General features: G+C 48.4%; 18 protein-coding genes. 4 read left to right on the top strand and 14 right to left on the bottom strand.

Features of this window, described 5'->3' with window-relative positions; translation table 11 throughout:
• Positions 1 to 51 precede the first annotated feature (51 nt).
• The 10 genes from rplW to HNQ56_RS19020 form a co-directional block, all read right to left on the bottom strand.
• On the bottom strand, positions 52 to 351 hold the full coding sequence (gene rplW / locus HNQ56_RS18975; protein ID WP_429149405.1) for a 50S ribosomal protein L23: 300 nt from the start codon (positions 349 to 351) through the stop codon (positions 52 to 54).
• Positions 351 to 971, bottom strand: a complete 621-nt coding sequence (gene rplD, locus HNQ56_RS18980; protein ID WP_429149407.1) for a 50S ribosomal protein L4 — start codon at positions 969 to 971, stop codon at positions 351 to 353. Before rplD ends, rplW begins: the two co-directional genes overlap by 1 nt.
• Positions 972 to 997: 26 nt before the next feature.
• The gene (gene rplC, locus HNQ56_RS18985) at positions 998 to 1630 is read right to left on the bottom strand and encodes a 50S ribosomal protein L3 (protein WP_429149408.1); all 633 of its coding nucleotides are present in this window, start codon (positions 1628 to 1630) and stop codon (positions 998 to 1000) included.
• Positions 1631 to 1771: 141 nt separating this feature from the next.
• A complete protein-coding gene (rpsJ, locus tag HNQ56_RS18990) occupies positions 1772 to 2089 on the bottom strand; it encodes a 30S ribosomal protein S10 (protein WP_429149410.1) in 318 nt (105 codons plus the stop codon).
• A 439-nt stretch (positions 2090 to 2528) separates the two neighbouring features.
• Complete coding sequence (locus HNQ56_RS18995) at positions 2529 to 3458, bottom strand: glycosyltransferase family 2 protein (RefSeq protein ID WP_429149412.1); 930 nt, start codon at positions 3456 to 3458, stop codon at positions 2529 to 2531.
• Positions 3451 to 6129, bottom strand: a complete 2679-nt coding sequence (locus HNQ56_RS19000) for a YfhO family protein (protein ID WP_429149413.1) — start codon at positions 6127 to 6129, stop codon at positions 3451 to 3453. Before HNQ56_RS19000 ends, HNQ56_RS18995 begins: the two co-directional genes overlap by 8 nt.
• Positions 6126 to 6569, bottom strand: coding sequence for a GtrA family protein (locus tag HNQ56_RS19005; protein WP_429149415.1), 444 nt, complete (start codon positions 6567 to 6569; stop codon positions 6126 to 6128). Before HNQ56_RS19005 ends, HNQ56_RS19000 begins: the two co-directional genes overlap by 4 nt.
• A gap of 174 nt (positions 6570 to 6743) precedes the next feature.
• Positions 6744 to 8411 (bottom strand): sigma-E factor regulatory protein RseB domain-containing protein, encoded by a 1668-nt coding sequence (locus HNQ56_RS19010; protein WP_429149417.1) that lies wholly within the window; start codon positions 8409 to 8411, stop codon positions 6744 to 6746.
• A 12-nt stretch (positions 8412 to 8423) separates the two neighbouring features.
• Entirely contained in the window at positions 8424 to 8939 is a 516-nt protein-coding gene (locus HNQ56_RS19015; protein ID WP_429149419.1) for an RNA polymerase sigma factor, read from the bottom strand.
• A gap of 226 nt (positions 8940 to 9165) precedes the next feature.
• Positions 9166 to 10038: a class I SAM-dependent methyltransferase gene (locus HNQ56_RS19020; protein ID WP_429149421.1), complete on the bottom strand. Its 873-nt coding sequence runs from the start codon at positions 10036 to 10038 to the stop codon at positions 9166 to 9168.
• A gap of 509 nt (positions 10039 to 10547) precedes the next feature.
• Here HNQ56_RS19020 and HNQ56_RS19025 point away from each other — a divergent pair.
• From HNQ56_RS19025 to HNQ56_RS19040, 4 genes are all read left to right on the top strand, one after another.
• Positions 10548 to 11222 carry a PspA/IM30 family protein gene (locus HNQ56_RS19025; RefSeq protein WP_429149423.1) on the top strand — a complete coding sequence of 225 codons (675 nt, stop codon included), beginning with the start codon at positions 10548 to 10550 and terminating at the stop codon, positions 11220 to 11222.
• A gap of 135 nt (positions 11223 to 11357) precedes the next feature.
• Complete coding sequence (locus tag HNQ56_RS19030; protein WP_429149425.1) at positions 11358 to 12503, top strand: TFIIB-type zinc ribbon-containing protein; 1146 nt, start codon at positions 11358 to 11360, stop codon at positions 12501 to 12503.
• The gene (locus tag HNQ56_RS19035; RefSeq protein ID WP_429149427.1) at positions 12500 to 13357 is read left to right on the top strand and encodes a TPM domain-containing protein; all 858 of its coding nucleotides are present in this window, start codon (positions 12500 to 12502) and stop codon (positions 13355 to 13357) included. Before HNQ56_RS19030 ends, HNQ56_RS19035 begins: the two co-directional genes overlap by 4 nt.
• 88 nt (positions 13358 to 13445) lie before the next feature.
• Positions 13446 to 14399, top strand: coding sequence for an SPFH domain-containing protein (locus tag HNQ56_RS19040; protein WP_429149428.1), 954 nt, complete (start codon positions 13446 to 13448; stop codon positions 14397 to 14399).
• 141 nt (positions 14400 to 14540) lie between these two features.
• Here HNQ56_RS19040 and HNQ56_RS19045 read toward each other — a convergent pair whose 3' ends face one another.
• The 4 genes from HNQ56_RS19045 to HNQ56_RS19060 all read right to left on the bottom strand — a co-directional run.
• A complete protein-coding gene (locus HNQ56_RS19045; protein WP_429149430.1) occupies positions 14541 to 16256 on the bottom strand; it encodes a phospho-sugar mutase in 1716 nt (571 codons plus the stop codon).
• A 395-nt stretch (positions 16257 to 16651) separates the two neighbouring features.
• Positions 16652 to 20398 (bottom strand): DNA-directed RNA polymerase subunit beta', encoded by a 3747-nt coding sequence (gene rpoC, locus HNQ56_RS19050; RefSeq protein WP_429149432.1) that lies wholly within the window; start codon positions 20396 to 20398, stop codon positions 16652 to 16654.
• 51 nt (positions 20399 to 20449) lie between these two features.
• On the bottom strand, positions 20450 to 24331 hold the full coding sequence (rpoB, locus tag HNQ56_RS19055) for a DNA-directed RNA polymerase subunit beta (protein ID WP_429149434.1): 3882 nt from the start codon (positions 24329 to 24331) through the stop codon (positions 20450 to 20452).
• Between the two features lie 182 nt (positions 24332 to 24513).
• Positions 24514 to 24739, bottom strand: a 226-nt coding sequence (locus HNQ56_RS19060) for a hypothetical protein (RefSeq protein WP_429149436.1), incomplete at its 5' end; no start/stop codon positions are given.

Here is a 24739-nt window from a genome sequence, read left to right on the forward strand (position 1 = left end):
CAAATATTGTTTTCTTGGCATCTGTTCTGTATATGATACGTTCTCCGCCTTTTACAGTCCTGCGAAGATTTCAATCTCAGCACTGTCATCGGTCAGCTGGACAATGGCCTTCTTTACCTTTGCTGTCTTTCCTACGGTGTTGCCGCGTCTGCGGTTCTTGCCGTCCATGTTCATCGTATTTACCTTCTCAACCTTAACGCCGGTAAACATCTTCTCAACCGCTTCCTTGATCTGGTTCTTGGTTGCATCCGGATGAACGGAAAATGCATATTTCTTCTCACTCATCGTGTTCATGCTCTTCTCTGTTACGATGGGCTTCAAGATGACATCATAATACTTTAAATCTGCCATTATGCGTACACCTCCTCGATCTGAGCTACGGCACCCTTCGTCAATACCATGGTATCATACTTTAAGATGTCGTATACATTAATGGAGTTTGATAACACTGTTCTTACCTTGGGAAGATTTCTGGCGGAAAGAATCACCTTTTCATCCTTCTTATCAAGAACGACGAGAGCTCTCTCCACTTTCAGGCTGTTAAGAACCGCCTTCATCTTCTTGGTCTTAATCTCATCAAAGCTTAAATCGTCGAGTACGAAGAACTTTGCTTCATTTACTCTGGAAGTTAACGCTGATTTGATTGCAAGAGCCTTTTCCTTCCGGTTCATCTTGAAGGAGTAGTCTCTCGGCTTGGGAGCGAATACAACGCCGCCGCCCTTCCACTGAGGAGATCTGGTAGAACCCTGTCTTGCATGACCGGTTCCCTTCTGTCTCCAGGGCTTTCTTCCGCCTCCGCTTACTTCTGCGCGGGTCTTGGCACTCTGTGTTCCCTGACGCTTGTTCGCCAGCTGCTGAACAACTGCCATATGAACTAAATGATCATTTATCTCTACTCCGAAGACTGCATCGTTGAGCTCTAATGTGCCAACTTCCTTGCCTTCGATATTATAAACTTTTACGCTTGCCATTTATGCTTCCTCCTTTCTTAAAGCTTCTAGTTTGACTTTACTGATTCTTTCAGCATAACAAGGGACTTCTTCGGTCCGGGCACCGCACCTTTAACCAGGATGAGGTTCTTCTCCGCATCAACCCTTACCACTTCCAGATTCTGTACGGTAGCTCTTACCGCACCCATACGTCCGGGCATGTGCTTGCCTTTGAATACTCTGCCGGGGGTTGTTGCCGCACCGTTGGAACCTGCATGTCTGTGGTACTTGGAACCATGCTTCATCGGTCCTCTGGACAGGTTATGTCTCTTGATGGCACCCTGGAAGCCTTTTCCCTTTGTCTTGCCTACCGCGTCCACCTTATCGCCCTGCGCGAAGATATCAGCCTTGATTTCCTGGCCTACGGTGTAGTCAGCGGCATTCTCAAACCGGAATTCTCTAAGATATCTTTTATTCGCAACACCTGCTTTCGCAAAATGTCCTTTTCTCGGCTTATTTACCAGAGTTTCTCTGATATCACCAAAACCGACCTGCACAGCGCTGTATCCATCGTTGTCAACAGTCTTAACCTGTGTAACAAAGAGAGGGCCGGCCTGCAATACTGTTACCGGAATAAGAGCGCCGTTCTCACCGAACACCTGGGTCATTCCGATCTTTGTAGCTAAAATCGCCTTTTTCATTCTTTTACCTCCTGTTTAATCTACAGCGGATCGCATGCTTCCTGTATTGCCGGTCACATCTGCGATCATCCTAGACGGTTATATATATCATATATGAACCCTAAGGATTTTTACTTGATTACTTTTACTGCTTTGCTTTTATTACTTTGTCTTCATCTTAATGTCGATGTACACACCAGCAGGCATCTCCAGTCTGGATAATGCGTCAACTGTCTTCTGGGTAGGTGTGATGATGTCAATTAATCTCTTGTGTGTTCTCTGCTCGAACTGCTCTCTGGAGTCCTTATACTTGTGAACCGCTCTAAGAATTGTTACAACTTCCTTCTTTGTCGGCAACGGAACCGGTCCGCTCACCTTGGATCCTGTCTTCTTAACAGTATCAATGATTTTTCCTGCAGATTGATCGATTAAATGATGATCATACGCCTTTAGTGTAATTCTCATTACTTGACTTGCCATAAAAAAAGCCGCCTCCTTTTCGCACTTAATTTCAGTACGACAAGTGGTGACTGTACACTCATCCGTGTGTATCCTCATGTTTCATACATTTTGACAAACCGGTTACAGTTTGTCTTCTGCAGTACTTTATGAGATTTTTCACACGTCTTATCTGCCGGATGGCAGAACGTTATATGGTACAGTGACTTGTCGCCAGTTTCATAACTTGACCTTCGCTCCACGGAATAACCCGCCTGAATAAGCGGCAACCTCACGTTTCAACGCTATCAATGTCACAACATCAGATATTATACACTAGTATAAATGCAAATGCAAGCACTTTTTTAACTTTTAAAAACAGATTTACATTTGTATTTTATTTCCATTTTTATCTTCTTCATTATGATTTATTCTCTCTTCCGCCGAAGCCAGGGCATACTACTTCTGTAAAACGTTAATTTTATTTTTCCTCCCGGACAATATAGACCGGGCGCCTTTTGGTTTCCAGGTAAGTTCTCGCCAGGTATTGCCCCACAATTCCGGTGCAGAACAGCTGAACCCCGCCGATCAGACAGATGATGCAGACCAGGGAAGGCCACCCTGCCGTCCGGTCTCCGAAGATCAGGGTCCTCACAATGATGAATGCAATCAGAACCAGGGCTACGAGGAAAAAGATGATTCCAAATACCGAGGCCAGCGCCAAAGGCGCTGTGGTGAATGCGACAATGCCATCCAGAGAATACAGGAACAGCTTCCAGAAGGACCATTTTGTCGTTCCGGCAACCCGTTCCACATTGACATACTCCAGCCATTTTGTCCGGTAGCCCACCCAGCTGAAGATTCCCTTGGTAAAGCGGTTATATTCCGTCAGCTCCAATATGGAATCCACCATCTGCCGCCGCATCAGCCGAAAATCCCTGGCACCGTCCACAAATTCTGTCCGGGATATGGCGTTGATGAGGCGGTAAAAGCACCGGGCAAAGAAAGAACGCAAGAGAGGCTCTCCCTGTCTGGTTACTCTTCTGGAGGCGGTACAGTCATACCCCTCCTCCAAAACCGTGCGGTACATCTCTCCGATCAGTTCCGGGGGGTCCTGCAGATCCGCATCCATCAGCACCACATAATCTCCTTTTGCCTTGCGGAGCCCGGCATATATGGCGGCCTCCTTGCCAAAGTTCCTGGAGAAGGAGACATAATGCACCCGGCTGTCCCCTTCCCGAAGCTCCCGGATCCGCTTCAGCGTATCATCTGAGGAGCCGTCATCCACAAAGATAAATTCCCAATCCAGAACGGACAGCTTTGCCGCCTGCTCCCGGATGGCATCATAGAACAATTCCACTGTTTCCTGCTCATTATAGCAGGGAACAACAACAGATAGCAGTTCAGACATGGCTCTTCTCCTTCCTGCGCCAATAGAGGATAATCCCAAGAAATACAACCAGGCTTATTCCCGACACCAGCAGTCCCTCCGATAAATAAGGAGTCCGATAGCTGAGAACAATATGATGCTCCCCTTCCGGCAGCTCCATGGCCGTATACAGGACATTGCCTCTGCGCAATCCTGTCTTCTCTCCGTCAACCCTGGCAGTCCAGCCCTTGCTGTAAGGAATGGCGAATACCATAATTCCCTTCTTCTGAAGATGAGCATCTCCCTCGACCCGGTTACTGCTGATGCGGATATTGGTCAGGGTCTCTTTTCCCAGCTTCTTTATCTGCTTTTTATAATGTTCCATGGAAAGGCTGTACAGCTCTATTCCATGGTATTCATAAGTCTCACGGTTTGGAAAGGTGATGGCAATCCAGGCCTTTTTACGTTTGCTGTAGCCCGTATTAATGAGAAAATCTATTTTTCCAAAATAAGAATTGTGATAGAGATTGCGGACATTGACCCGCTTTGTTATCTCCTTTTCCCCTTTTACCTTGAAGGTCTGCATCTGCATGGCTCTCTCGGGAATACCAAGGCCTGCAAGCCGTACATAGGTCTCCGCTTTTTCCTCTCCCTCAAAGTTCAGCTTTAATACGGAGCCTGCCTGCCGGACCCGCAGGATATTCTCTTCCAGCTCGATCCCCTCGCCGATCTCCATTTCATAGTCCAGCTTCGTCAGCCCTTTCATGGTATCCTGCTTCAGGCTGTCCCCATAGCTGCTCTCCTCTTCAAGAACCACGGCATACAGCAAGGCATTCTGCTTTTCCAGGGCACTCTTCTTCTCATATTCCTCCTGCGTCAGATAGCTGTGGTAGGTATAGCCCAGGGGCAGGGCAAACTTATTTCGTAACAGATAGATCGTCTTTCCTCCGTACTCCTCTGTCTTAAGAAGCTCATAACCGTAAGGCGCCGCCGTTTTATCCTTCGTTACGACATACCTGACACTTGCCAGTGCATCCAGTATGGTACGGTTATCCTGATGATCAACGCGATAAGCCGATCTTTGGCTTGCCAGTTCCAGATCTTTATAGAACTTTGTAACCGCTTTGTCCGTCAGGCTGAAATAAGAAGAGACATCATAAAATCCATGAATGAGTGCCTCATTGCGCACGTTGTCCCCATAGGTCTCCACACGAAAGAAATCCTTTTGCATCTCATCCTCCAGGCCGGATATCATAGCGGTAATCCCGTTCTCCTCCACTGCCCTTACTTCCTTTTCGCTGAGGAATTCCTCCACATACCCCTTAAAATTCATATCATAAAAGACATAACCGTCAAATCCCAGCATACCGATCACAAGAAGATACATTGCCGCATGCTGAAGAAGCCGGCGTTCCCCCAGCCTCCTCGACTGAAGCAGCAGCACGGCCAGCACAGTGAAGAGAAGGAGAAAAAAAGCATATTTAACCACCGTCCGGGAGGGCAGTACAAAAGCAAGGATGCCGTAACCGAGCACTCCTATTCCCAGCAGATACCCCTCCCGGCGTTCCAATTGATACAGCTCTTCATAAGTAAATGCAAAGACTGCCGCGACCACAAAAGCCACCAGGAAATCCCACCGGTTTGTTATATAGGAAAAGCCGTTCATAAAATATCCGAAAGCCGGGATGCACAGCCCCAGCAGCACCAGCACCAGCACGGACGCCAGCCTGCGGTATTTCCTCCTGCACAGCACGATGGCCGCACTGACGCCTGTCACAGCCGGAAAGGATAAATAGGTCCAATAATTAGGGCCCGCGCCCGAAGCAAAGAACCCCTGAAGAAATTTCAGATAATATCCCTTACTATAATGTAAGTAATGAGTCAGAAGCTCTGCTCCCTTCTCCATTCTTCCGTTCTGCAAAAAGGCATAAATAATCGGAAGAAAGATAGCTGCCCCCAGCAATATTCCCAGGAGATAGCATCCCCCGGTCCGCAGCCCTGCCATCACAAAGCCCAGCACCTTATTCCGGGCATCGCGGTGATAGACCGTAAGATAGCGGAAAACAACATAAATAACCGCCATTACGGTTAAGAGATATAAAAAATAGAAATTACTGACGGTACATAAAGAAGCCATGACAATCAATAAATGGGGCTTCCTCTTTCTCATCACCTCTTCCAGCCCTATCAGCAGCAAAGGAAGATAAATCATCGGATTCAAAAAATAAGGGTGCCTGACACCGGAGAAGAAAGCATACCCGGAGAACACATAAATTAATGCTCCCAGCGCTGCCCCGCTCCCCTTCAGACCATTTTCCTTCCTGCCCCAGTATCTGCAGAAAGCAAGGAAGCTGATTCCCGCCAGATAAAAGCGAAGCAAAATCAATAAGGTATATACCATTACCCCATTGTTCTCTGTCATGAAGACCGCCAGCAGAGAGACCGGATCTCCCAGTACATAGTAATGCAGTGTGGTAATCGTGTCATATCCCATTCCGATGCTGAAATCCACCATGGGAAATCCATTTCCCCGGAATATCCCCCGCAGCAGCTTCCCATAATAGATCAAAGCGGGATAATGCTGACTGATACCGTCCACATTCCACACAAAGGAGCGTCCTTCCTTCAGAAATGGCAAAAACACCACCGGAAGGAGCAGAAAGAAAAAGACGGAATATATAAAAAATGTATTTTTAAACAGCTTAAATTTCACTTAGAGCTCTCCTGCCTTTCCTCATCATGCTTTTTAAATATAATAAATTTACTGGCAATGTAGTTTGTTAAAATCACAATCAGATTGGACAAGGGTTTCATAATCAGATCCGGCCAGCCCAGCCGTTCCACGCAGAAGTACATGAAGAAAACATCCAGCAGCCCGGTCAGCAGCCTGCAAAGAATAAAGAAGAAAATCTCCAGCAAAATCGCACCGAGGGCTTTATTGCTGCTGTGAAAGACCAGCCTTCGATTTGTAAAATAGGCGAAAACCACCGCTACCCACCATGCCAGGAGGGTCCCCGCTGTCGTGCCAAGCTTCAGATACCTGGTACCGGCATAATAAGTGAGCAAATTAATCGCCGTCGTACAGCCGCCGAAGAAAACATATAAGATCACATCCCTGTATTTTTGATATGCTTTTTGCACTCGATTTCTCATTTTAGATGACCCAGCCATTCTTATTAATTTACCCTACTTATAGAAGTTTTAGCATATATCCCCTTATTTATTCCTCCGCTGAAAAGAGCATCATGAAATCCCGGTAATACCATGATTTCATGATGCTCTGCCAGAAACCCGCTCTATGATCCGAAGCCGCTCCCGCAGACAGGTCTATTCCGGTACAGCCCTGTCATAACCCGTCACGGTCCATATTCCTGTTTCATCCTTGCGGACCAGACGCTCCAGGTAGACATAAGAGGCAATGGAGTGTTTATCGTTGATTTTAGCAACCGCTTTCCTTCCGTCATTCTCCGTTATTTCAATATTCTCATAGGCGATGGGATAATCCCCTTCAATCCCCTCCGGTGAGAGCAGAAGACTTGCAAAGACCTGGGCAACCATTGCCGGATCCAGCTTCCAGGGAGAATGACCGGCATCCACACTCTTCTGTTCATTTTCCTCTGCGGAAAGATCCACTTCAACCCTTACTTCCGGTTCCATCCCCTTCTCCTTTCCATCCTCCGGATTAGCCCCGGGAGAGGTTATTGTGCCGGAAGAAGGAAATACTGAAGCAGGAAGTACCATCTCACCTTCTGCCAGCTCTTCCAAAAATGGCAGAAGCTCCTCGAAGCTGACATTTCCCAGTACGTCAAATTCCAGCTCCCCCTCCTGCCAGCGAACAGAATTAGCACCGGGCTTTATCATAAGCTCTGCCGTATTATCGCTGATCCGGCCCAACGCGGCCATGGAATCCGCCCGGAATTCCTCCTGAGCTTTGGACTGCCGGATTACAACGGTTTTATCGCCGTCTCCGGCGGTATAATAGAAGCTCAGAGTGTTCTGTCTTTTCTGAACGGCAAGCTTCGCCAAGGTATATCCCTCCGGCAGCCGGTTTGTGACCTTTGGCAGGAAATCCACCACATTTTCCGCTTCCTCAATGGTATTTATAACCTGCTCTTCCTCCGTATTCTCTTCCGCATATCCCTCCGGCAGCTGATACCGGAGCAGTGCGTGCGGAATCTCATCCGCGAATTCAATGGAGGTATAGGCAACCCGATACTGTATTGCATTCCGCATAGCCGTCTCCCGCTGCAGGGGAAGCTTGGTCTCCTGATCTACCCACAGGCGGTAGGTATCTCCTCCGTCCGGGGTGATTTCCAGAATAGCGGCCATCCGCCCGGCGATTACTTCCTCTCCCGCCTCCTTGACAGCCTGTGCCAGCTTCACTTCCTCTATCTCCTGCCCTAATTCAAAAGTGAAACGGTAAGGATCAGGGAAGGCCGGCAACAGACAGATCTCATTTTCCAGGGGACGAAGCTGCCATTTTTTCTCTCCGTTATTCACGGTTATAACACCTTCGGCGGTGCCTTCCAGCTCTTTGACATAATAATTTCCGCGGTCATCCACCCATACCTCCCGCTTTGCCTGGGTCAGCTTCTCACCCTGTTCGTTGCTCTCTTCCACCACAAGAACTCCATGATAAGCTTTCACCTCCCGGAAGGCCTTTTCCATGGCATATACCATGTTCTCCCCTCCGCTGGGCAGAAATATTCTCACTGCCATCAAAAGCACAATGACTGCCGCCGCTGCCAGAAGAAGACCTGCGCCTCTTACGGGCTTTCTCCGTAAATAATGCTTCTTCCTTATAAGGTCAGATCTCATCTGCTCCTGATTCCCTTCGGACAAAGCTTCCTCCTGACGAAGACTTTTCACCCTTCTTACTGTATTCATCAAGCGCTCCATTTCCATATCATTGCCTTGAGCCCCATGCTGGGACGGTTTTCTTTCCTTATTAAGCTGGTCAATATAATTGGAAATCGCTTTTTCTCTATTCTTCATTCCCATACCTCCTTATTGTTCCTTCTCCATCAGAAGCTCTGACAAGGCCTGCAGGGCGCGATACTGCATCACCCTGACCGTTCCCTCCCTGCAGCCCATGATCTTTGCCGTATCCGCCGCAGAATAGCCTTTTATAATCCGGAGAGTAATGACCTCCTGCTGCTTTGCCGTCAGCTGCTTCATCGCCTCCGCCACCACCGCTCTTTCATTGACTTCATCGGTAAAATCCCCTCCTGCCATCTCCAGGGTATCCAGCTCCCTTTCATCTGCTCTTCTCCCTTTCTGATTCTTCCTCCATTGATCCCTTATGATATTCATAGCAATTGTTTTCAGATAATTCCCGTAATTCAGTACCGCATCCCGGTGCTTCTCCAGATAGGAAATCGCCCTGGCATAGGTCTCCTGGGTGATGTCCTGGGCCTCCTCCCTGTTTTGCACTTTATAATAAACGAAGCGGTAAAGCTCCTTCCAGGTGGCAGTACAGATTTCTTCCATAAATTCCTTGTGCTTCTCTGATGTATGATCCATCCCTTCTCCTTTCCCGTAAGCATCTCCTGACACACTTCTTATCATGAAATTACCCTTTATCAATAGGTTTACAAATAAATAGACGAAATAAAAGCATATAATGTTACATACCAATCTGTATTTATTTTCATTTAAGAACTTACCGTATTAATATTGGATTTTTTCACATAAAAAACACTATGAGAAATGAGCTTCCCATAGTGTTCCATTTATTTTTCAGTTTCGGCTATCTTTCCCATCTCCCGGAAGCGCCGCAGGGCAGTACCAGCCCGCTTCGGGTCACCGGCAGTCCGATCTCATCCGCCGTAACTCTTCCCCCGAATTTCCTGCCGATCTCCTCCGATATCATATAATGCAGGACTCCTGCCTGCAGTCCCGTCGTATAGGAATTAAGCAAAAAGAATAAAGGCGCCTCGGATAACAGCTTAGTGCAGAGCTGAAGGAAGGGATAGATGCTGTCCTCGATCTTCCATATCTCCCCCTTGGGGCCTCTTCCATAGGAAGGAGGATCCATAATAATGGCATCGTATTTGCTTCCCCGGCGAATCTCCCGCTCTACGAATTTGACACAATCATCCACGATGTAGCGGATCGGTGCCTCGCCCAGTCCGGAAGCCGCGGCATTCTCCTTGGCCCAGGTAACCATGCCCTTGGAAGCATCCACATGGGTGACCGCCGCCCCCGCCCTGGCTGCCGCCAAGGTGGCTCCCCCTGTATAAGCAAAGAGATTCAGCACCCTGATTTCACTCCGGCCGCTGCCTCCGGCATTCCGTATCTTCTCCGAAAACCAGTCCCAGTTCACGGCCTGTTCCGGAAACAGCCCCGTATGCTTAAAGCTGAAGGGCTGCAAATGAAAGGTCAGCTCTTTATAAGCAATATCCCACTGCTTGGGCAAATCAAAAAACTCCCATTCCCCGCCCCCCTTAGAGCTTCTATGGTAATGGGCATTGGGCTTCTTCCATCCCTGGTGTGCTCTGGGGGTGTCCCAGATCACCTGCGGGTCGGGGCGCACCAGGTGAAACCTCCCCCAGCGTTCCAGCTTCTCCCCCTGCGATGTATCAATCACTTCATAATCCTTCCACTCACCGGCAATCCACATAATAATCTCGCTTTCTGTTTCTCTTCTAATCGAATATCTTTTTCTTGAATCACTCTATTGTCACAGTTGTTTTTTATTATAAACCAGGATTTCTCGAATTACAACCAAATTCCATCCCCGTCTCGTTCCTCATTCAGGAAGGCTGGCTACAGCTCTTTCGTTAAAGTGAGTGTGAGAAAGGCGGCCTTACTTTTCTGCAGACCGTCTGAGCACATCTTGTGAAGCGGAGCGTCCTGAACGTGCGAAGGTAAGGCAAAGAAAAGTAAGGCCGCCTTTCTCACACGTACCTACTCAATGACAGCATCCTAAGCTTTCTCTTATCATTCTAACGATATTCTAACTTGACGCTTCACTGTTTTTGGAATAAACTAATTCATATAAAGCATTCACAAAAGTTGGGTATCCCATCAGGCAGCCAGGTAACCATACAATCATACAATCAGAACTTATTCCACAGCAAAACCTATCGGATAAGCTCTGGTGACCAATATCATATGGAGGATCATATTATGGGAATTTTAACACGTTTCAAGGACATTATGTCCAGCAACATCAACGCATTGCTTGATAAGGCAGAGGATCCTGAGAAGATGATCGATCAGTGCCTCAGAAACCTCAATTCTGATCTCGGCAAGGTAAAAGCCGAAACCGCATCCATCATGGCAGAGGAGCAGAGAGCAAAAAGAGTTCTGGATGAATGCAATGACGAAATCAACAAGATGCAGTCCTACGCCATCAAGGCACTGGAAGCAGACAATGAGGCAGATGCCAGAAAGTTTCTGGAGCAGAAGGCCAGCCTTACCAGCAAGCAGGGCAGCCTTCAGGAAGCATATAATCTGGCACATTCCAACGCGGCACATATGCGTGAGATGCACGACAAGCTGGTAGGCGACATCAATGAACTGGAATCCCGCAGAGATATCATCAAAGGAAAGCTTGCCGTTGCCAAGACCCAGGAGCGCATCAATAAGATGGGTGCTTCCGTTGCCAGCGCCAATGACTCCATTGCCAGCTTTAAGAAATATGAAGATATGGCGGATAAAGCCCTGGATAAAGCCAATGCTATGGCAGAGCTGAACAACTCTTTGGCTGACCGCACCCTGGAGGATCTGAAGGATAAATATGCTTCTTCCTCCAACATTGACGATGAGCTTGCCGCATTAAAGGCCAGCCTGAACCAATAATCCCAATGCAGTGACACATTTATCACCCCCAAGGCACCGGCAAAAGCCGGCAGGGGGACAGAACACATATATGAAATGTCCGCAAACAACCGATGGCTTGCTTTGCGGGCATTTTGCCAAATAGGGAGGGAACGCATGTCTACTGTCATACATTATAAATGTCCCAACTGCGGATCCGACATGGCCTTTGATACCCTGACCGGCTCTCTGCGCTGTGCCAGCTGCGGACGAACAGACAATATCGATAACCGGAAGGGGACGGCGGGTTCAGGCGAAGAAGGCGATTTTCGCTATGAGATGAACGAGGATGATATTAAGGCCGCCAATTCCGCCTTTGACCATGATTATGCCGATGCCGGCACCGATGATGAGCCCAGCAGGCATTCCACCTTTCAGGAGCATGAAGCTCACGAATATCATTGCAAGAACTGCGGCGCTGTTCTGATCACCGAAGCCAACACCGCTGCCACGACCTGCAGCTTCTGCGGAGCAGGTGTGGTACTGAGCGACCGCCTGACCGGAAATCTGGCTCCTTCAAAGGTAATCCCCTTCACCATAAGCAAGGAGCAAGCCCAGGAAGCCTTCAAGAAATGGTGCAAAAAGGGACGTCTGACCCCCAGGGATTTTATGACCGCCGACCGGATCAAGAACATCACAGGCCTGTACATACCTTTCTGGCTCTATGACATGAACGGCCGGGGGGAGGCAGAGGCCATCTGCACCAGAGTACGCACCTATTCCGACGCCGACTGGATCTACACCGAGACAAAATACTATAGTGTATACCGTAAGGTGGATCTTAATTATTCCCGCATTCCCTGCGATGCCTCCCGTAAAATGGAGGACAGTATGATGGATAAGCTGGAGCCTTATCAATATGATAATCTGAAGCCCTTCCATATGCCCTATCTGGCAGGATACATCGCCGAAAAATATGATTTCACCGGTGAGGATATGCTGCCCCGGATTAAGCAGAGAGTCGGCTCCTACGTGGATAACTATCTCTCCTCCACCATCAGCGGCTACTCCTCCGTCTCATACCGGCGCAAGGATATTCATATCCGCAAGAAGAAAGCAGACTATGCCCTCCTTCCCATCTGGATGGTATGCTATGATTACAGGCAGACAGAACACATCTTTGCCATGAATGGCCAAACAGGCAAAATAGTAGGCAAACCGCCCTTAAGCAAGGGAAAGATCTTCGGCTGGTTTGCCGGTGTGACAGCCGGCAGCTTCCTGCTCTTTCAGCTGCTTACTCTGATTGGAGGTGCATTGTCATGAAACAGTTCATGCTATTCAAATCCCTGCCGCTGCTTGCACTGTTGCTTCTGATGGCCGCAGCCGTCTCTGCCACCGCGGTTCGCGCATATGCCTCCGAAGAGGATTCCTCTGTTTATCCACATGTCCATGATAATGCAGGCGTGTTATCCACAGCCCAGCAGAAAAATCTGGAGCAAATGTGTATTGATTATGGAGCCGAGGCCGATATCGATATCATAATCCTCACCCACAACGACAAAAACGCCCCCTATGCGGAGACCTATATTGAGGATTGGGAGGATCTGCAGCCTGCAGGGGACCGGGTCTACCTCTTAGTTGATTTATATAACCGGGATGTCTCCATAGAAGGCTTCGGCCGGGCGGAAACCTACATTCACTCCAAACGCATCGATGCCATTCTTGATGAGATTTCCCCCGATCTGTCCGACGGTAATTATTATGAGGCTTTCCAGGTCTATATTCAGCGTTCCGCCGGTTATATGAATGACGATTCCCTGCTTAATTACGATCATAATTACACTTCGGAATATGGTTCATCCTCTTCCAAGGCCGTAAGTCTTATTACAAATGTATGGTTTCAGCTTCTTGCGGCCGTCATCATCGGCGCAATAACCGTCTCCGTCATGGCTTATCATTCCGGAGGCCGGATGACCGCAGGCAGTTCCAATTATATGGAACAAAATCATTCGGGATTAATCGGCCGGAGGGATGATTACCTCCGGACCCAGGTCACCCGTGTGAGAAGACCAAAGGAAAATACGAATTCCGGATCCGGTGGGTTCAACTCCAGCGGTTTTCGCGGGGGCACCAGCAGCGGCGGGCGTTCTCACAGCTCCGGAAGCCGTAAATTCTAGCCTTCATTACCGATTATAAAATATATTCCGGCCTTTTTTCATAATGCCGGACGATTTACTCAGAATAAATAATGCAGGAGGAAATAATATGGGTATTTTTTCAAAGCAACTTTCAAACGTGATTGAGTGGAAGGAATTCCGCGAGGATATGATCTTCTACAAATGGCATAACGATGAAATCAAAAAAGGAAGCCGTCTTATCATCCGTCCCGGTCAGGATGCCATCTTCCTGTTTAACGGCAAGCTGGAGGGTATCTTCAAGGACGAAGGTGATTATGATATTGAATCACAGATTGTTCCCTTCCTGTCCACTCTGAAGGGCTTCCGTTTTGGCTTTAACAGCGGTATGCGGGCCGAGGTGCTCTTTGTGAACACCAAGGAATTCCAGGTAAAATGGGGCACCCAGAATGCCATCAACATCCCCGTACCCCAGCTCCCCGGCGGTATGCCCATCCGATCCTTCGGTACCGTTACCTTCAAAGTGGCGGATTATGTCAAACTAATCGACAAGATTGCCGGTGTCAGGGATATCTACGCGGTGGAGGATGTCCGTCTGCGTATCGTATCGATTCTGGATCAGCTCCTGATGAAATGGATCACCAGGGAAGGCAAGGATATGTTCAATCTCCAGGCCAACTCCTTTGATATCGCAAACGGCATCCGCACAGATCTGGATATGCAGCTCTTCGATTCCGGCCTGAGTGTTACTGCCTTCCATATCATGAGCTTCACCTATCCCGAAGAGATACAGGCCATGATTACAAAGAACGCCTCCCACAGTATGGTGGGCGATCTCGGACGTTACCAGCAGGTGGAGCTGACCGACGGAATGGCCTCGGGCAAGATGCACGGAGGCGGGATTGCTTCCGACATAGCAGGCATGATGATGGGAATGAACGCGGCCAACCAGATGATGCAGAACATGAATCAAAACCAGGGTCAGGCCGCTCCCTCCGGTGCAAAGCCTAATTTCTGCCCGAATTGCGGGACCAAGACCGGAGCCGCCAACTTCTGCCCTAACTGCGGACAGAAGCTGACATAAATTACGGTGTCCTCCATACCGCCTCAATCTGAGCTGCCGCCACAGAGCCATTTTAAGAAAGGCCCCGGATCGCATAACCGATCTGGAGAGAGGCTCCAAATCCTATGACCGATTTGGAGCCTCTCTTTTTCAGTTTTATCTCTATTCTACTTGAAACACTTTATCATTCACTAATTTCTTCAGTCTGGCATCGGCATCCTCCATGGTATCACCCTTCACCCCAAAATAGAACTTAATCTTCGGTTCCGTACCGGAGGGTCTCACCGCACACCATGCATTATCATTCAATTCAAAATACAATACATCGGATTTGGGAAGTCCGGTGGGGGATACTTCTCCCGTCTCCATATCCGTAATGGTATCCATCAGATAATCCCGAAGCTTAAGTACCTTGTAACCGCCTGCTGTCTTGGGAGGATTCTTACGGTAAGCACTCATAATCTCCTTCATCTTCTCCATTCCGGTAATTCCCTTCAATGTTACAGAGACCAGGTCCTCCTTAAAATAGCCATACTTCTTATAAATGCGGTTCATCTGCTCATACAGGCTAATTCCCTGGGAACGGTAATATGCCGCCGCTTCACACAGGCACATTACGGCAACCACCGCATCCTTATCTCTGGAATGGGTTCCTACAAGACAGCCGTAGCTCTCCTCATAGCCAAAGATATATTCATTGGAGCCGGTCTCCTCGAACAGCTTGATCTGCTCTCCGATGTATTTGAAACCGGTCAGCACCTCAATCAGCCTTGCATTATAATACTCCGCTATCATATCTGAGATATTGCCTGTCACAATGGTCTTAATCAAAGCCGCATTCTTAGGCAGAATGCCCTTCTCCGCCTTCTGGGAGAATTCATATTCCGCAATCAGGGCACCGGTCATATTTCCGTTAAACAGCACGAATTCGCCCTTTTCATCCTTTACCATAATGCCCAGGCGGTCCGCATCCGGATCGGTGGCAAGAATAATATCCGCTCCCACTTCCTTCGCCAGCTTCTGTGCCAGGACAAAGACCTTGGGATCCTCGGGATTCGGATAGCTTACGGTGGAGAAGCCGGAATCCGGCAGTTCCTGTTCCGGCACCACATAGACATGTTCAAAGCCAAGCTCCTTCAAGATGCGTCTCACCGGAAGATTACCGGTTCCATGAAGGGGCGTATATACAATTTTCATCTGTCTGCCTTCTTCGCTGACCGGATTCACCACCAGCTTCTTCAGCTCGTCAATATATTTATCATCTATCTCACTGCCGATAACAGTCAGCAGCCCCTGCTTCAGAGCCTCTTCCTTCGTCATGGTCTTCGAGGAAGCAAAGTCCGTAATCGCATTCACCTCGCCGATGATTTCCTCATCCTTGGGGAAGGTAATCTGCGCACCATCCTCCCAATATACTTTATAGCCGTTATACTCCGGCGGATTATGGCTTGCCGTAATTACAATACCGGCTACGCAGCCCAACGTCCGGAGAGCAAAAGAGAGCTCGGGAGTCGGACGGAGCGTTTCAAACAGATAGGCGGGAATCCCATTGGCCGCAAGGCACAGAGCGCTGTCCAGCGCAAACTCCGGTGACATTCTCCTGGAGTCAAAGGCAATGGCAACTCCTTTCTTCTCCTCTCCATGCTTCTTAATGGTGTTGGCCAGCCCCTGAGTGGCCCGTCTTACCGTATATAAATTCATTCTGTTGACACCGGCACCCAGGATTCCTCTCAAGCCTCCGGTTCCAAATTCCAGATCTTTAAAAAAACGCTCTTTGATCTCGTTATCATCACCCTCTATTGCAGCCAGCTCCGCTCTGGTCGCCTCGTCAAAATACGGGTTAGATAGCCATTCCTCATATCTCTTCCTATAGTCCATACCCGAAACCTCATCCTTTCTCACTAAGACAAAATACAGCCGCATCTATGTATTAACACACTTTCGCACAGCTTTTCCTCTTGCCGAAATATTTTATTGCAACCCGTTAATTCATTAAAATACATACTTCATCATACAATGCTTTGTATGGAAATGCAATATTTTTTTCACAGGGCGAACCCATGTACGAACGAATCCACAAGCGGAACGGTAACGTAATTGAACGTTCGTAACACAGCAAAATCAGCCGGAACAGAGGATATTCGTACTTTATCCAATGCCCGGCTGGTTTTCTTTATTATACCATGTCCGCAAGCGTCCATGGTATGGCACTGCGTGCCAGGATGCGCACTCCGCTTCGCTTCGGCGCTGTATAATGTCTGTCGGTATTCTATCTATAGCTCGCTGTCGTTATCCTCCGGGCTCAGTTCATTCTCGCCCCAATCATCGGCTTCGGCCGCTTCATCATCCTCGGAATATTCGGCTTCATCCTCAGAATAGTCATCCTCTTCATATCCGTCTTCCTGATAACCATCCTCAGAATATTCAAAATCGCCGTACTCATCCACATAATTGCCTTCGCCGTCCAGCTCCTCGGGGATCATATAAGCAGCCGGTGTATCGGTATCCAGCTTCACGGAACGGTATCTCTTCATACCGGTTCCGGCCGGAATCAGCTTACCGATGATAACATTCTCCTTCAAGCCGATCAACGGGTCAATCTTACCCTTAATGGCTGCTTCCGTCAGAACCTTGGTTGTCTCCTGGAAGGAAGCTGCCGACAGGAAGGAATTAGTGGCAAGGGAAGCCTTTGTGATACCAAGCATTACCTGCTTGCCGTCCGCCAGCTCCAGACCCTCCTCCTGCATCTTTTTGTTCACATCTTCAAATTCCAGAATATCTACCAAGGTACCCGGCAGGAAGTTCGTATCACCGTTGCTTTCAATGCGAATCTTCTTCAGCATCTGACGTACAATCACCTCAATATGCTTATCGTTAATTTCTACACCCTGCAGACGGTATACTCTCTGTACCTCCTGAATCATATAATCCTGAACGGCACGGATTCCCTTGATCTTTAAAATATCATGAGGATTAACGCTGCCCTCGGTCAGCTCATCGCCGGCCTCAAGCACATCTCCGTCCTGAACCTTGATCCTGGAGCCGTAAGGAATCAGATACGCTTTGGATTCCATGGTCTCATTATTAGTTACAATAACCTCGCGCTTCTTCTTAGTATCCTTTATGGTAACTACTCCGCCGAATTCCGCGATAATCGCAAGCCCCTTCGGCTTTCTGGCTTCGAAAAGCTCTTCTACACGGGGAAGACCCTGTGTGATATCATCACCTGCCACACCGCCGGTATGGAAGGTACGCATCGTAAGCTGTGTACCGGGCTCACCGATGGACTGGGCTGCAATAATACCTACCGCTTCGCCCACCTGCACCGCCTCGCCGGTTGCCATGTTGGCGCCGTAGCATTTTGCACAGACACCGATATGGGATTTACAGGTAAGAACGGTACGGATCTTCACCTTATCTACGCCGGTTGCAATAATTCTCGCCGCACGTCTGGGTGTAATCATATGGTTTGCCTTAACAATCATCTCACCATCGGCATCGTAGATCGTCTCACAGGAATATCTTCCCGTAATTCTCTCCTCCAGGCTTTCAATCACTTCCTTACCGTCAGCAAAGGTCTTAATCCACATCCCGGGAATCTCCTGGCCCTCGCTGCAGTCCACCTCACGGATAATCAGATCCTGCGATACATCCACCAAACGACGGGTCAGATAACCGGAGTCCGCCGTACGAAGAGCCGTATCGGACAGACCCTTACGGGCACCGTGAGCGGAGATGAAGTATTCCAATACGTCCAGACCTTCACGGAGGTTGGATTTGATGGGCAGCTCAATGGTACGTCCCGATGTATCCGCCATCAGACCACGCATACCGGCAAGCTGCTTGATCTGCTTGTCAGAACCACGGGCACCGGAGTCGGACATCATCTTGATATTGTTGAATTTATCCAATCTGTTTAACAGAGTATCGGTCAGAACCTTATCCGCATTCTTCCAGGTCTCGATTACGGTATTATACCTCTCGTCCTCGGTCATCCTGCCTCGTCTGTATTCCTTGGCAATACTCTCAATGGTGGCTTCCGCGTCCGCAATAATCTGCTTCTTCTCATCCGGAACCTCCATATCGGAGATGGATACCGTCATTGCGGCACGGGTGGAATATTTATAACCCAGAGACTTAACCGCATCCAGAATCTCAGCAGTCTTGGTTGCTCCGTGGATATTAATGCATTTCTCCAAAATCGGCTTTAACTGCTTCTTACCAACCAGGAAGTTGATCTCCAGCTTCAGGAAATTGTCATCCTCGCTGCGGTCCACAAAGCCCAGATCCTGAGGGATGATCTCATTGAAGAGGAAACGTCCCAGGGTCGACTCAATGGTTCTGCTCTCTATCACACCATCCCTGTTCTCTCCGAATCTTCTCACCCGGATCATCTCATGAAGAGAAATCGCACCATTCTCATAGGCGAGAATCGCTTCGCTGAGATTCTTATAGGAATGCCTGATATTTCCTTCTATCTCCCTCTCAATGGTCAGATAATAGATACCAAGTACCATATCCTGGGAAGGAACCGTTACCGGCGCACCATCCGAGGGCTTCAACAGGTTGTTGGGAGACAGAAGCAGGAAGCGGCACTCTGCCTGAGCTTCCACGGATAACGGAAGATGAACCGCCATCTGGTCTCCGTCGAAGTCCGCATTATAAGCGGTACATACCAGAGGATGAAGCTTAATTGCCTTACCTTCTACCAATACGGGTTCAAAAGCCTGGATACCAAGTCTGTGAAGGGTGGGGGCACGGTTCAGCATAACCGGATGCTCCTTAATTACCTCCTCCAGAACATCCCATACCTCGGTCTGAAGCCGCTCTACCATCTTCTTGGCAGATTTGATATTATGGGCGGTTCCCCTTGCTACCAGCTCCTTCATAACGAAGGGCTTAAACAGCTCGATAGCCATTTCCTTAGGCAAACCGCACTGATATAATTTTAATTCCGGTCCTACCACGATAACGGAACGTCCGGAGTAGTCAACACGCTTACCCAGAAGGTTCTGACGGAAACGTCCCTGCTTACCCTTTAACATATCGGACAGAGACTTAAGCGCACGGTTACCGGGTCCGGTTACCGGCCTTCCTCTTCTGCCGTTATCGATGAGCGCGTCCACCGCTTCCTGAAGCATTCTCTTCTCGTTGCGCACGATGATATCAGGCGCACCCAGCTCCAGCAGTCTCTTAAGACGATTATTACGGTTAATAATTCTTCTGTACAAATCATTCATGTCGGAGGTGGCAAAACGTCCGCCGTCCAGCTGAACCATGGGCCGCAGATCCGGAGGAATAACCGGAATAACGGACAGAATCATCCATTCCGGCTTATTGCCGGATTCACGAAAGGCCTCCACAACCTCCAGGCGCTTAATGATCCTTGCGCGCTTCTGGCCGGTGGAATCCTTTAAGCCCTTCTTTAAATCCTTGGATTCCTTCTCCAGATCAATGGCCTGAAGAAGCTCCTGAATGGCCTCCGCTCCCATTCCAAGACGGAAGCTGCTGTATCCGTATTTCTCAATGGCTTCCTGGCGTTCCTTCTCGTTCAGAACCTGCTTATACTGTAAATCCGTAGTACCCCGGTCCAGTACAATATAGGAAGCAAAATACAGAACTTTTTCCAGGGTTCTGGGGGAAAGATCCAGAATCAGCCCCATACGGCTGGGTATTCCTTTAAAATACCAGATATGGGAAACCGGCGCTGCCAGCTCGATATGACCCATCCTCTCACGGCGTACGCTTGCCTTCGTTACTTCAACACCGCAACGGTCGCAAACTACACCCTTATATCGGATCTTCTTGTATTTACCGCAATGACATTCCCAGTCCTTGCTGGGTCCAAAGATTCTCTCACAGAACAATCCATCCTTTTCCGGCTTCAAGGTTCTGTAATTGATTGTCTCCGGCTTTCTAACCTCACCCTTCGACCATTCTCTGATTTTCTCCGGTGAAGCTAAACCAATCTTTATCGCATCATAGGTTATCTCTTGCATATTGCTTATCGTTTCAGACATCCTTCGGCTCTCCCTTCATTTATTCCTGACTGCAGCGGCACCGTAGCCAGATCAGATATCATCATCCACTATATCCTCGTCCTCTTCATCCTCATACATTCCATCGTCCAGAATATCCTCTGATTCATCTTCGTATATATCGAAGATCTCAGCATCAATATCCTCCGCATCGGTCTGAGTGAAGCCGGCATCCTCATAGCCTTCGTCATATCTGAAATTGTTATCGCCTTCAATTAACGGAGTCAAATCAGAAGCACCGTAATCAATGCTTTCTGTCATCTTCACCTCGTCGCCGTTCTCGTCCAGAACCGTAACATCAAGAGCCAGGGATTGAAGCTCCTTAAGCAATACCTTAAAGGATTCCGGAATACCGGGTTCTGAGATATTCTCACCCTTAATGATCGCCTCATAGGTCTTAACACGGCCTGTCACGTCATCCGACTTCACCGTAAGGATTTCCTGAAGAATATAGGCTGCGCCGTATGCCTCCAGGGCCCAAACCTCCATCTCACCAAATCTCTGTCCGCCGAACTGCGCCTTACCGCCCAGAGGCTGCTGTGTTACTAAGGAATAAGGTCCGGTGGAACGGGCATGGATCTTATCGTCTACCAGATGGTGGAGCTTCAGGTAATGCATGAAGCCAACGGTTACAGAACCGTCAAAGTACTCACCGGTACGGCCGTCACGAAGCCTTACCTTACCGTCACGGTTAATGGGTACGCCTCTCCAGTCCTCATGGTTCTTCGGGTGCTCCTTCAGATATTCCATCAGTTCCGGATCCAGTATATCCTTATATTTTGCTTCGAAATCTTCCCAGGAGGTATTGGCAAAATCATTGGCAATCTCCAGGGTATCCATAATATCAAACTCGTTGGCACCGTCGAATACCGGGGTGGAAATATCAATTCCCAGTACCTTGGCCGCCAGGGACAAGTGAATCTCAAGTACCTGTCCGATATTCATACGGGAAGGAACACCCAGAGGATTGAGTACGATATCCAGGGGTCTTCCGTTAGGAAGGAAGGGCATATCCTCCACCGGCAATACGCGGGAAACAACACCCTTGTTACCGTGACGGCCTGCCATCTTATCCCCTACCTGAATCTTTCTCTTCTGGGCAATATATACGCGGACCGTCTGGTTTACACCGGGTGATAATTCGTCGCCGTTCTCCCTTGTAAATACCTTGGCGTCCACAATAATACCATATTCACCATGAGGAACACGAAGGGAGGTATCTCTTACCTCTCTCGCCTTCTCACCGAAAATGGCTCTGAGCAGTCTCTCTTCCGCAGTCAGCTCTGTCTCACCCTTCGGCGTTACCTTGCCTACCAGAATATCTCCTGCACGTACCTCCGCACCAATGCGGATAATGCCTCTTTCATCCAGATCCTTCAGGGCATCATCGCCGACACCCGGAACATCCCTGGTGATCTCTTCCGGCCCCAGCTTGGTATCTCTGGACTCCGCCTCATATTCCTCGATATGCACCGAGGTATAAACATCCTCCTGTACCAGACGCTCGCTGAGAAGAACCGCATCCTCATAATTATAACCTTCCCAGGTCATAAAGCCGATCAGCGGATTCTTGCCGAGAGCCAGCTCTCCCTTGGAGGTGGAAGGGCCGTCTGCAATTACCTGTCCGGCCTCAATTCTGTCGCCGCGGGAAACAATGGGTCTCTGATTGATACAGGTTCCCTGATTACTTCTAGCAAACTTTACCAGCCGATAAGAGCTCTTTGTATTATCATCATTCTTAATGACAACTTCCTTTGCGGTAACACGGTCAACCACACCTGATTTTTTGGATACCACGCATACGCCGGAGTCGATTGCCGCCTTGGCCTCAATGCCGGTACCTACGGCAGGCGCCTCGGTCAGAAGCAGCGGAACTGCCTGACGCTGCATGTTGGCACCCATCAGGGCACGGTTGGCATCGTCATTCTCCAGGAAAGGAATCAAAGCAGTAGCCACGGAGAATACCATCTTCGGGGATACGTCCATTAAATCAATCTTATGCTTCTCATACTCGGAGGTCTCCTCCATGTATCGCCCGGAGATACTGCTGCGGACAAAATACCCCTTATCATCCAGGGCTTCATTGGCCTGGGCTACCACATACTTATCCTCTTCATCCGCGGTAAGGTATACCACCTCATCCGTTACCCTGGGATTCATAGGATCTGATTTGTCCACCTTACGGTAGGGAGCCTCTACAAAGCCATATTCATTAATTCTTGCATAGGTTGCAAGAGAGTTGATCAAACCGATGTTGGGACCTTCAGGGGTCTCGATGGGACACATTCTTCCGTAATGGGAATAGTGAACGTCACGCACCTCAAAGCCTGCACGGTCACGGGACAGACCGCCGGGACCCAGAGCAGAGAGACGTCTCTTATGGGTCAGCTCACCCAGAGGATTATGCTGATCCATGAACTGGGACAGCTGGGAGCTTCCGAAGAACTCCTTCACCGCTGCGGTAACCGGCTTAATATTGATCAGGGACTGGGGACTGATGCCCTCCAGATCCTGGGTCGTCATTCTCTCACGAACAACGCGCTCCATTCTGGACAGACCGATACGGTACTGGTTCTGCAGCAGCTCGCCTACAGCTCTGATTCTTCTGTTGCCCAGATGGTCAATATCGTCCGCATGGCCGATGCCATATTCCAGATGAATATTATAATTAATGGAAGCAATAATGTCTTCCTTCGTAATATGCTTCGGAATCAGGTCACTCATATTCTTCCTGACCGCTTCCTTAATTTCCTCAAGACTGCTGCAGCTCTCCAGAATCCCCTTCAGAACCGGATAGTATACGTCCTCCGTAACCCCCAGTTCCTTTCTGCCGGCATCCACATAATTGGTGATATCAACCATCATATTGGAGATAATCTTAACATTACGCTCTTCCGCTTGTACCATAACATAGGGTACGGCTGCGTTCTGGATCTTTCTCGCCAGCTGATCCGTCACCTGTGTTCCCGCTGCCGCAAGAATCTCACCCGTAGACTTGTCAACCACATCCTCCGTAAGCACAAAACCTGTGATACGGTTGCGGAAATGAAGCTTTTTATTAAATTTATATCTGCCGACTTTGGCCAGATCATATCTTCTGGCATCAAAGAACATACTATTTAATAAGGATTCTGCATTCTCCACCGCCAGAGGCTCGCCCGGACGAAGCTTTTTATACAGCTCAAGAAGACCGTCCTGATAGCTGCCGGTAGGATCCTTTGCCGTCGAGGGATCCTTTGCTAAGCTGGCAAGGATCTTCGGCTCTTCGCCAAATAACTGCTTAATCTCTTCATTGGTTCCGTATCCCAGAGCTCTTACGAAGGTGGTGATAGGAACCTTTCTATTACGGTCAACACGTACATAAAAAACATCGTTGGAATCTGTCTCATATTCCAACCATGCCCCTCTGTTGGGTATTACCGTGGAAGAAAATAACTTCTTACCGATTTTATCGTGATCTACTGCATAATATATACCGGGGGAGCGTACTAACTGGCTGACAATAACTCTCTCTGCACCGTTGATTACAAAGGTACCGGTCTCCGTCATCAGAGGCAGGTCTCCCATGAAAATATCGTGTTCATTGATCTCGTTATTTTCCTTGTTGTGGAGTCTTACCTTAACCTTCAAAGGCGCTGCATAGGTTGCATCTCTTTCCTTACATTCCTCAATCGTATATTTGATGTCATCCTCACACAATGCAAAGTCCACGAATTCCAGACTCAGATGTCCGCCATAGTCTGCAATCGGAGAAATGTCATCGAATACTTCCTTGAGTCCCTCGTCCAGAAACCATTGGTAGGAATCCTTCTGTACTTCAATGAGATTCGGCATTTCCAGGACTTCCTTCTGCTTGGAGTAACTCATTCTCACGTTATTACCAACCTTAATTGGATGCATTCTGTTTTTGTCCATTGACGTTTTCACCCCTTGAATTTTATATGTGTTTCGACCAGGATGGTGCTTTTTCCATCATAATCCTAAAACTGAATAAAAAACTACTTTTCAATTGTGATTATATGTGCTATAATATAAGTAATTAGGCATACATCACCACAATAGTGCATCTTTCATACTAGCACATTTCTTTTCAACTGTCAACTCAAATTTTTTGAGTTTTTTTGTTTTATACATGCAAATATATACAATTTGAAAAAGCCTCCCGAACGGGAGGCTTTTTCAACGAGCAATTTTTTGCACTTTAAAAAATTGTGAGTCTGCTTTTCTCCCGAACGGGAGGCTTTTTCAACGAGCAATTTTTTGCACTTTAAAAAATTGTGAGTCTGCTTTTCTCCCGAACGGGAGGCTTTTTCAACGAGCAAT

Origin of the sequence: Anaerotaenia torta, assembly GCF_050433395.1 — a bacterium.
GTDB lineage: Bacteria > Bacillota > Clostridia > Lachnospirales > Lachnospiraceae > Mobilitalea > Mobilitalea torta.

Coding starts and splice junctions, on each gene's coding strand:
- rplW (WP_429149405.1), bottom strand. CDS start 351: ATGGCAGATTTAAAGTATTATGATGTCATCTTGAAGCCCATCGTAACA.
- rplD (WP_429149407.1), bottom strand. CDS start 971: ATGGCAAGCGTAAAAGTTTATAATATCGAAGGCAAGGAAGTTGGCACA.
- rplC (WP_429149408.1), bottom strand. CDS start 1,630: ATGAAAAAGGCGATTTTAGCTACAAAGATCGGAATGACCCAGGTGTTC.
- rpsJ (WP_429149410.1), bottom strand. CDS start 2,089: ATGGCAAGTCAAGTAATGAGAATTACACTAAAGGCGTATGATCATCAT.
- HNQ56_RS18995 (WP_429149412.1), bottom strand. CDS start 3,458: ATGTCTGAACTGCTATCTGTTGTTGTTCCCTGCTATAATGAGCAGGAA.
- HNQ56_RS19005 (WP_429149415.1), bottom strand. CDS start 6,569: ATGAGAAATCGAGTGCAAAAAGCATATCAAAAATACAGGGATGTGATC.
- HNQ56_RS19010 (WP_429149417.1), bottom strand. CDS start 8,411: ATGAAGAATAGAGAAAAAGCGATTTCCAATTATATTGACCAGCTTAAT.
- HNQ56_RS19015 (WP_429149419.1), bottom strand. CDS start 8,939: ATGGATCATACATCAGAGAAGCACAAGGAATTTATGGAAGAAATCTGT.
- HNQ56_RS19020 (WP_429149421.1), bottom strand. CDS start 10,038: ATGTGGATTGCCGGTGAGTGGAAGGATTATGAAGTGATTGATACATCG.
- HNQ56_RS19025 (WP_429149423.1), top strand. CDS start 10,548: ATGGGAATTTTAACACGTTTCAAGGACATTATGTCCAGCAACATCAAC.
- HNQ56_RS19030 (WP_429149425.1), top strand. CDS start 11,358: ATGTCTACTGTCATACATTATAAATGTCCCAACTGCGGATCCGACATG.
- HNQ56_RS19035 (WP_429149427.1), top strand. CDS start 12,500: ATGAAACAGTTCATGCTATTCAAATCCCTGCCGCTGCTTGCACTGTTG.
- HNQ56_RS19040 (WP_429149428.1), top strand. CDS start 13,446: ATGGGTATTTTTTCAAAGCAACTTTCAAACGTGATTGAGTGGAAGGAA.
- HNQ56_RS19045 (WP_429149430.1), bottom strand. CDS start 16,256: ATGGACTATAGGAAGAGATATGAGGAATGGCTATCTAACCCGTATTTT.
- rpoC (WP_429149432.1), bottom strand. CDS start 20,398: ATGTCTGAAACGATAAGCAATATGCAAGAGATAACCTATGATGCGATA.
- rpoB (WP_429149434.1), bottom strand. CDS start 24,331: ATGGACAAAAACAGAATGCATCCAATTAAGGTTGGTAATAACGTGAGA.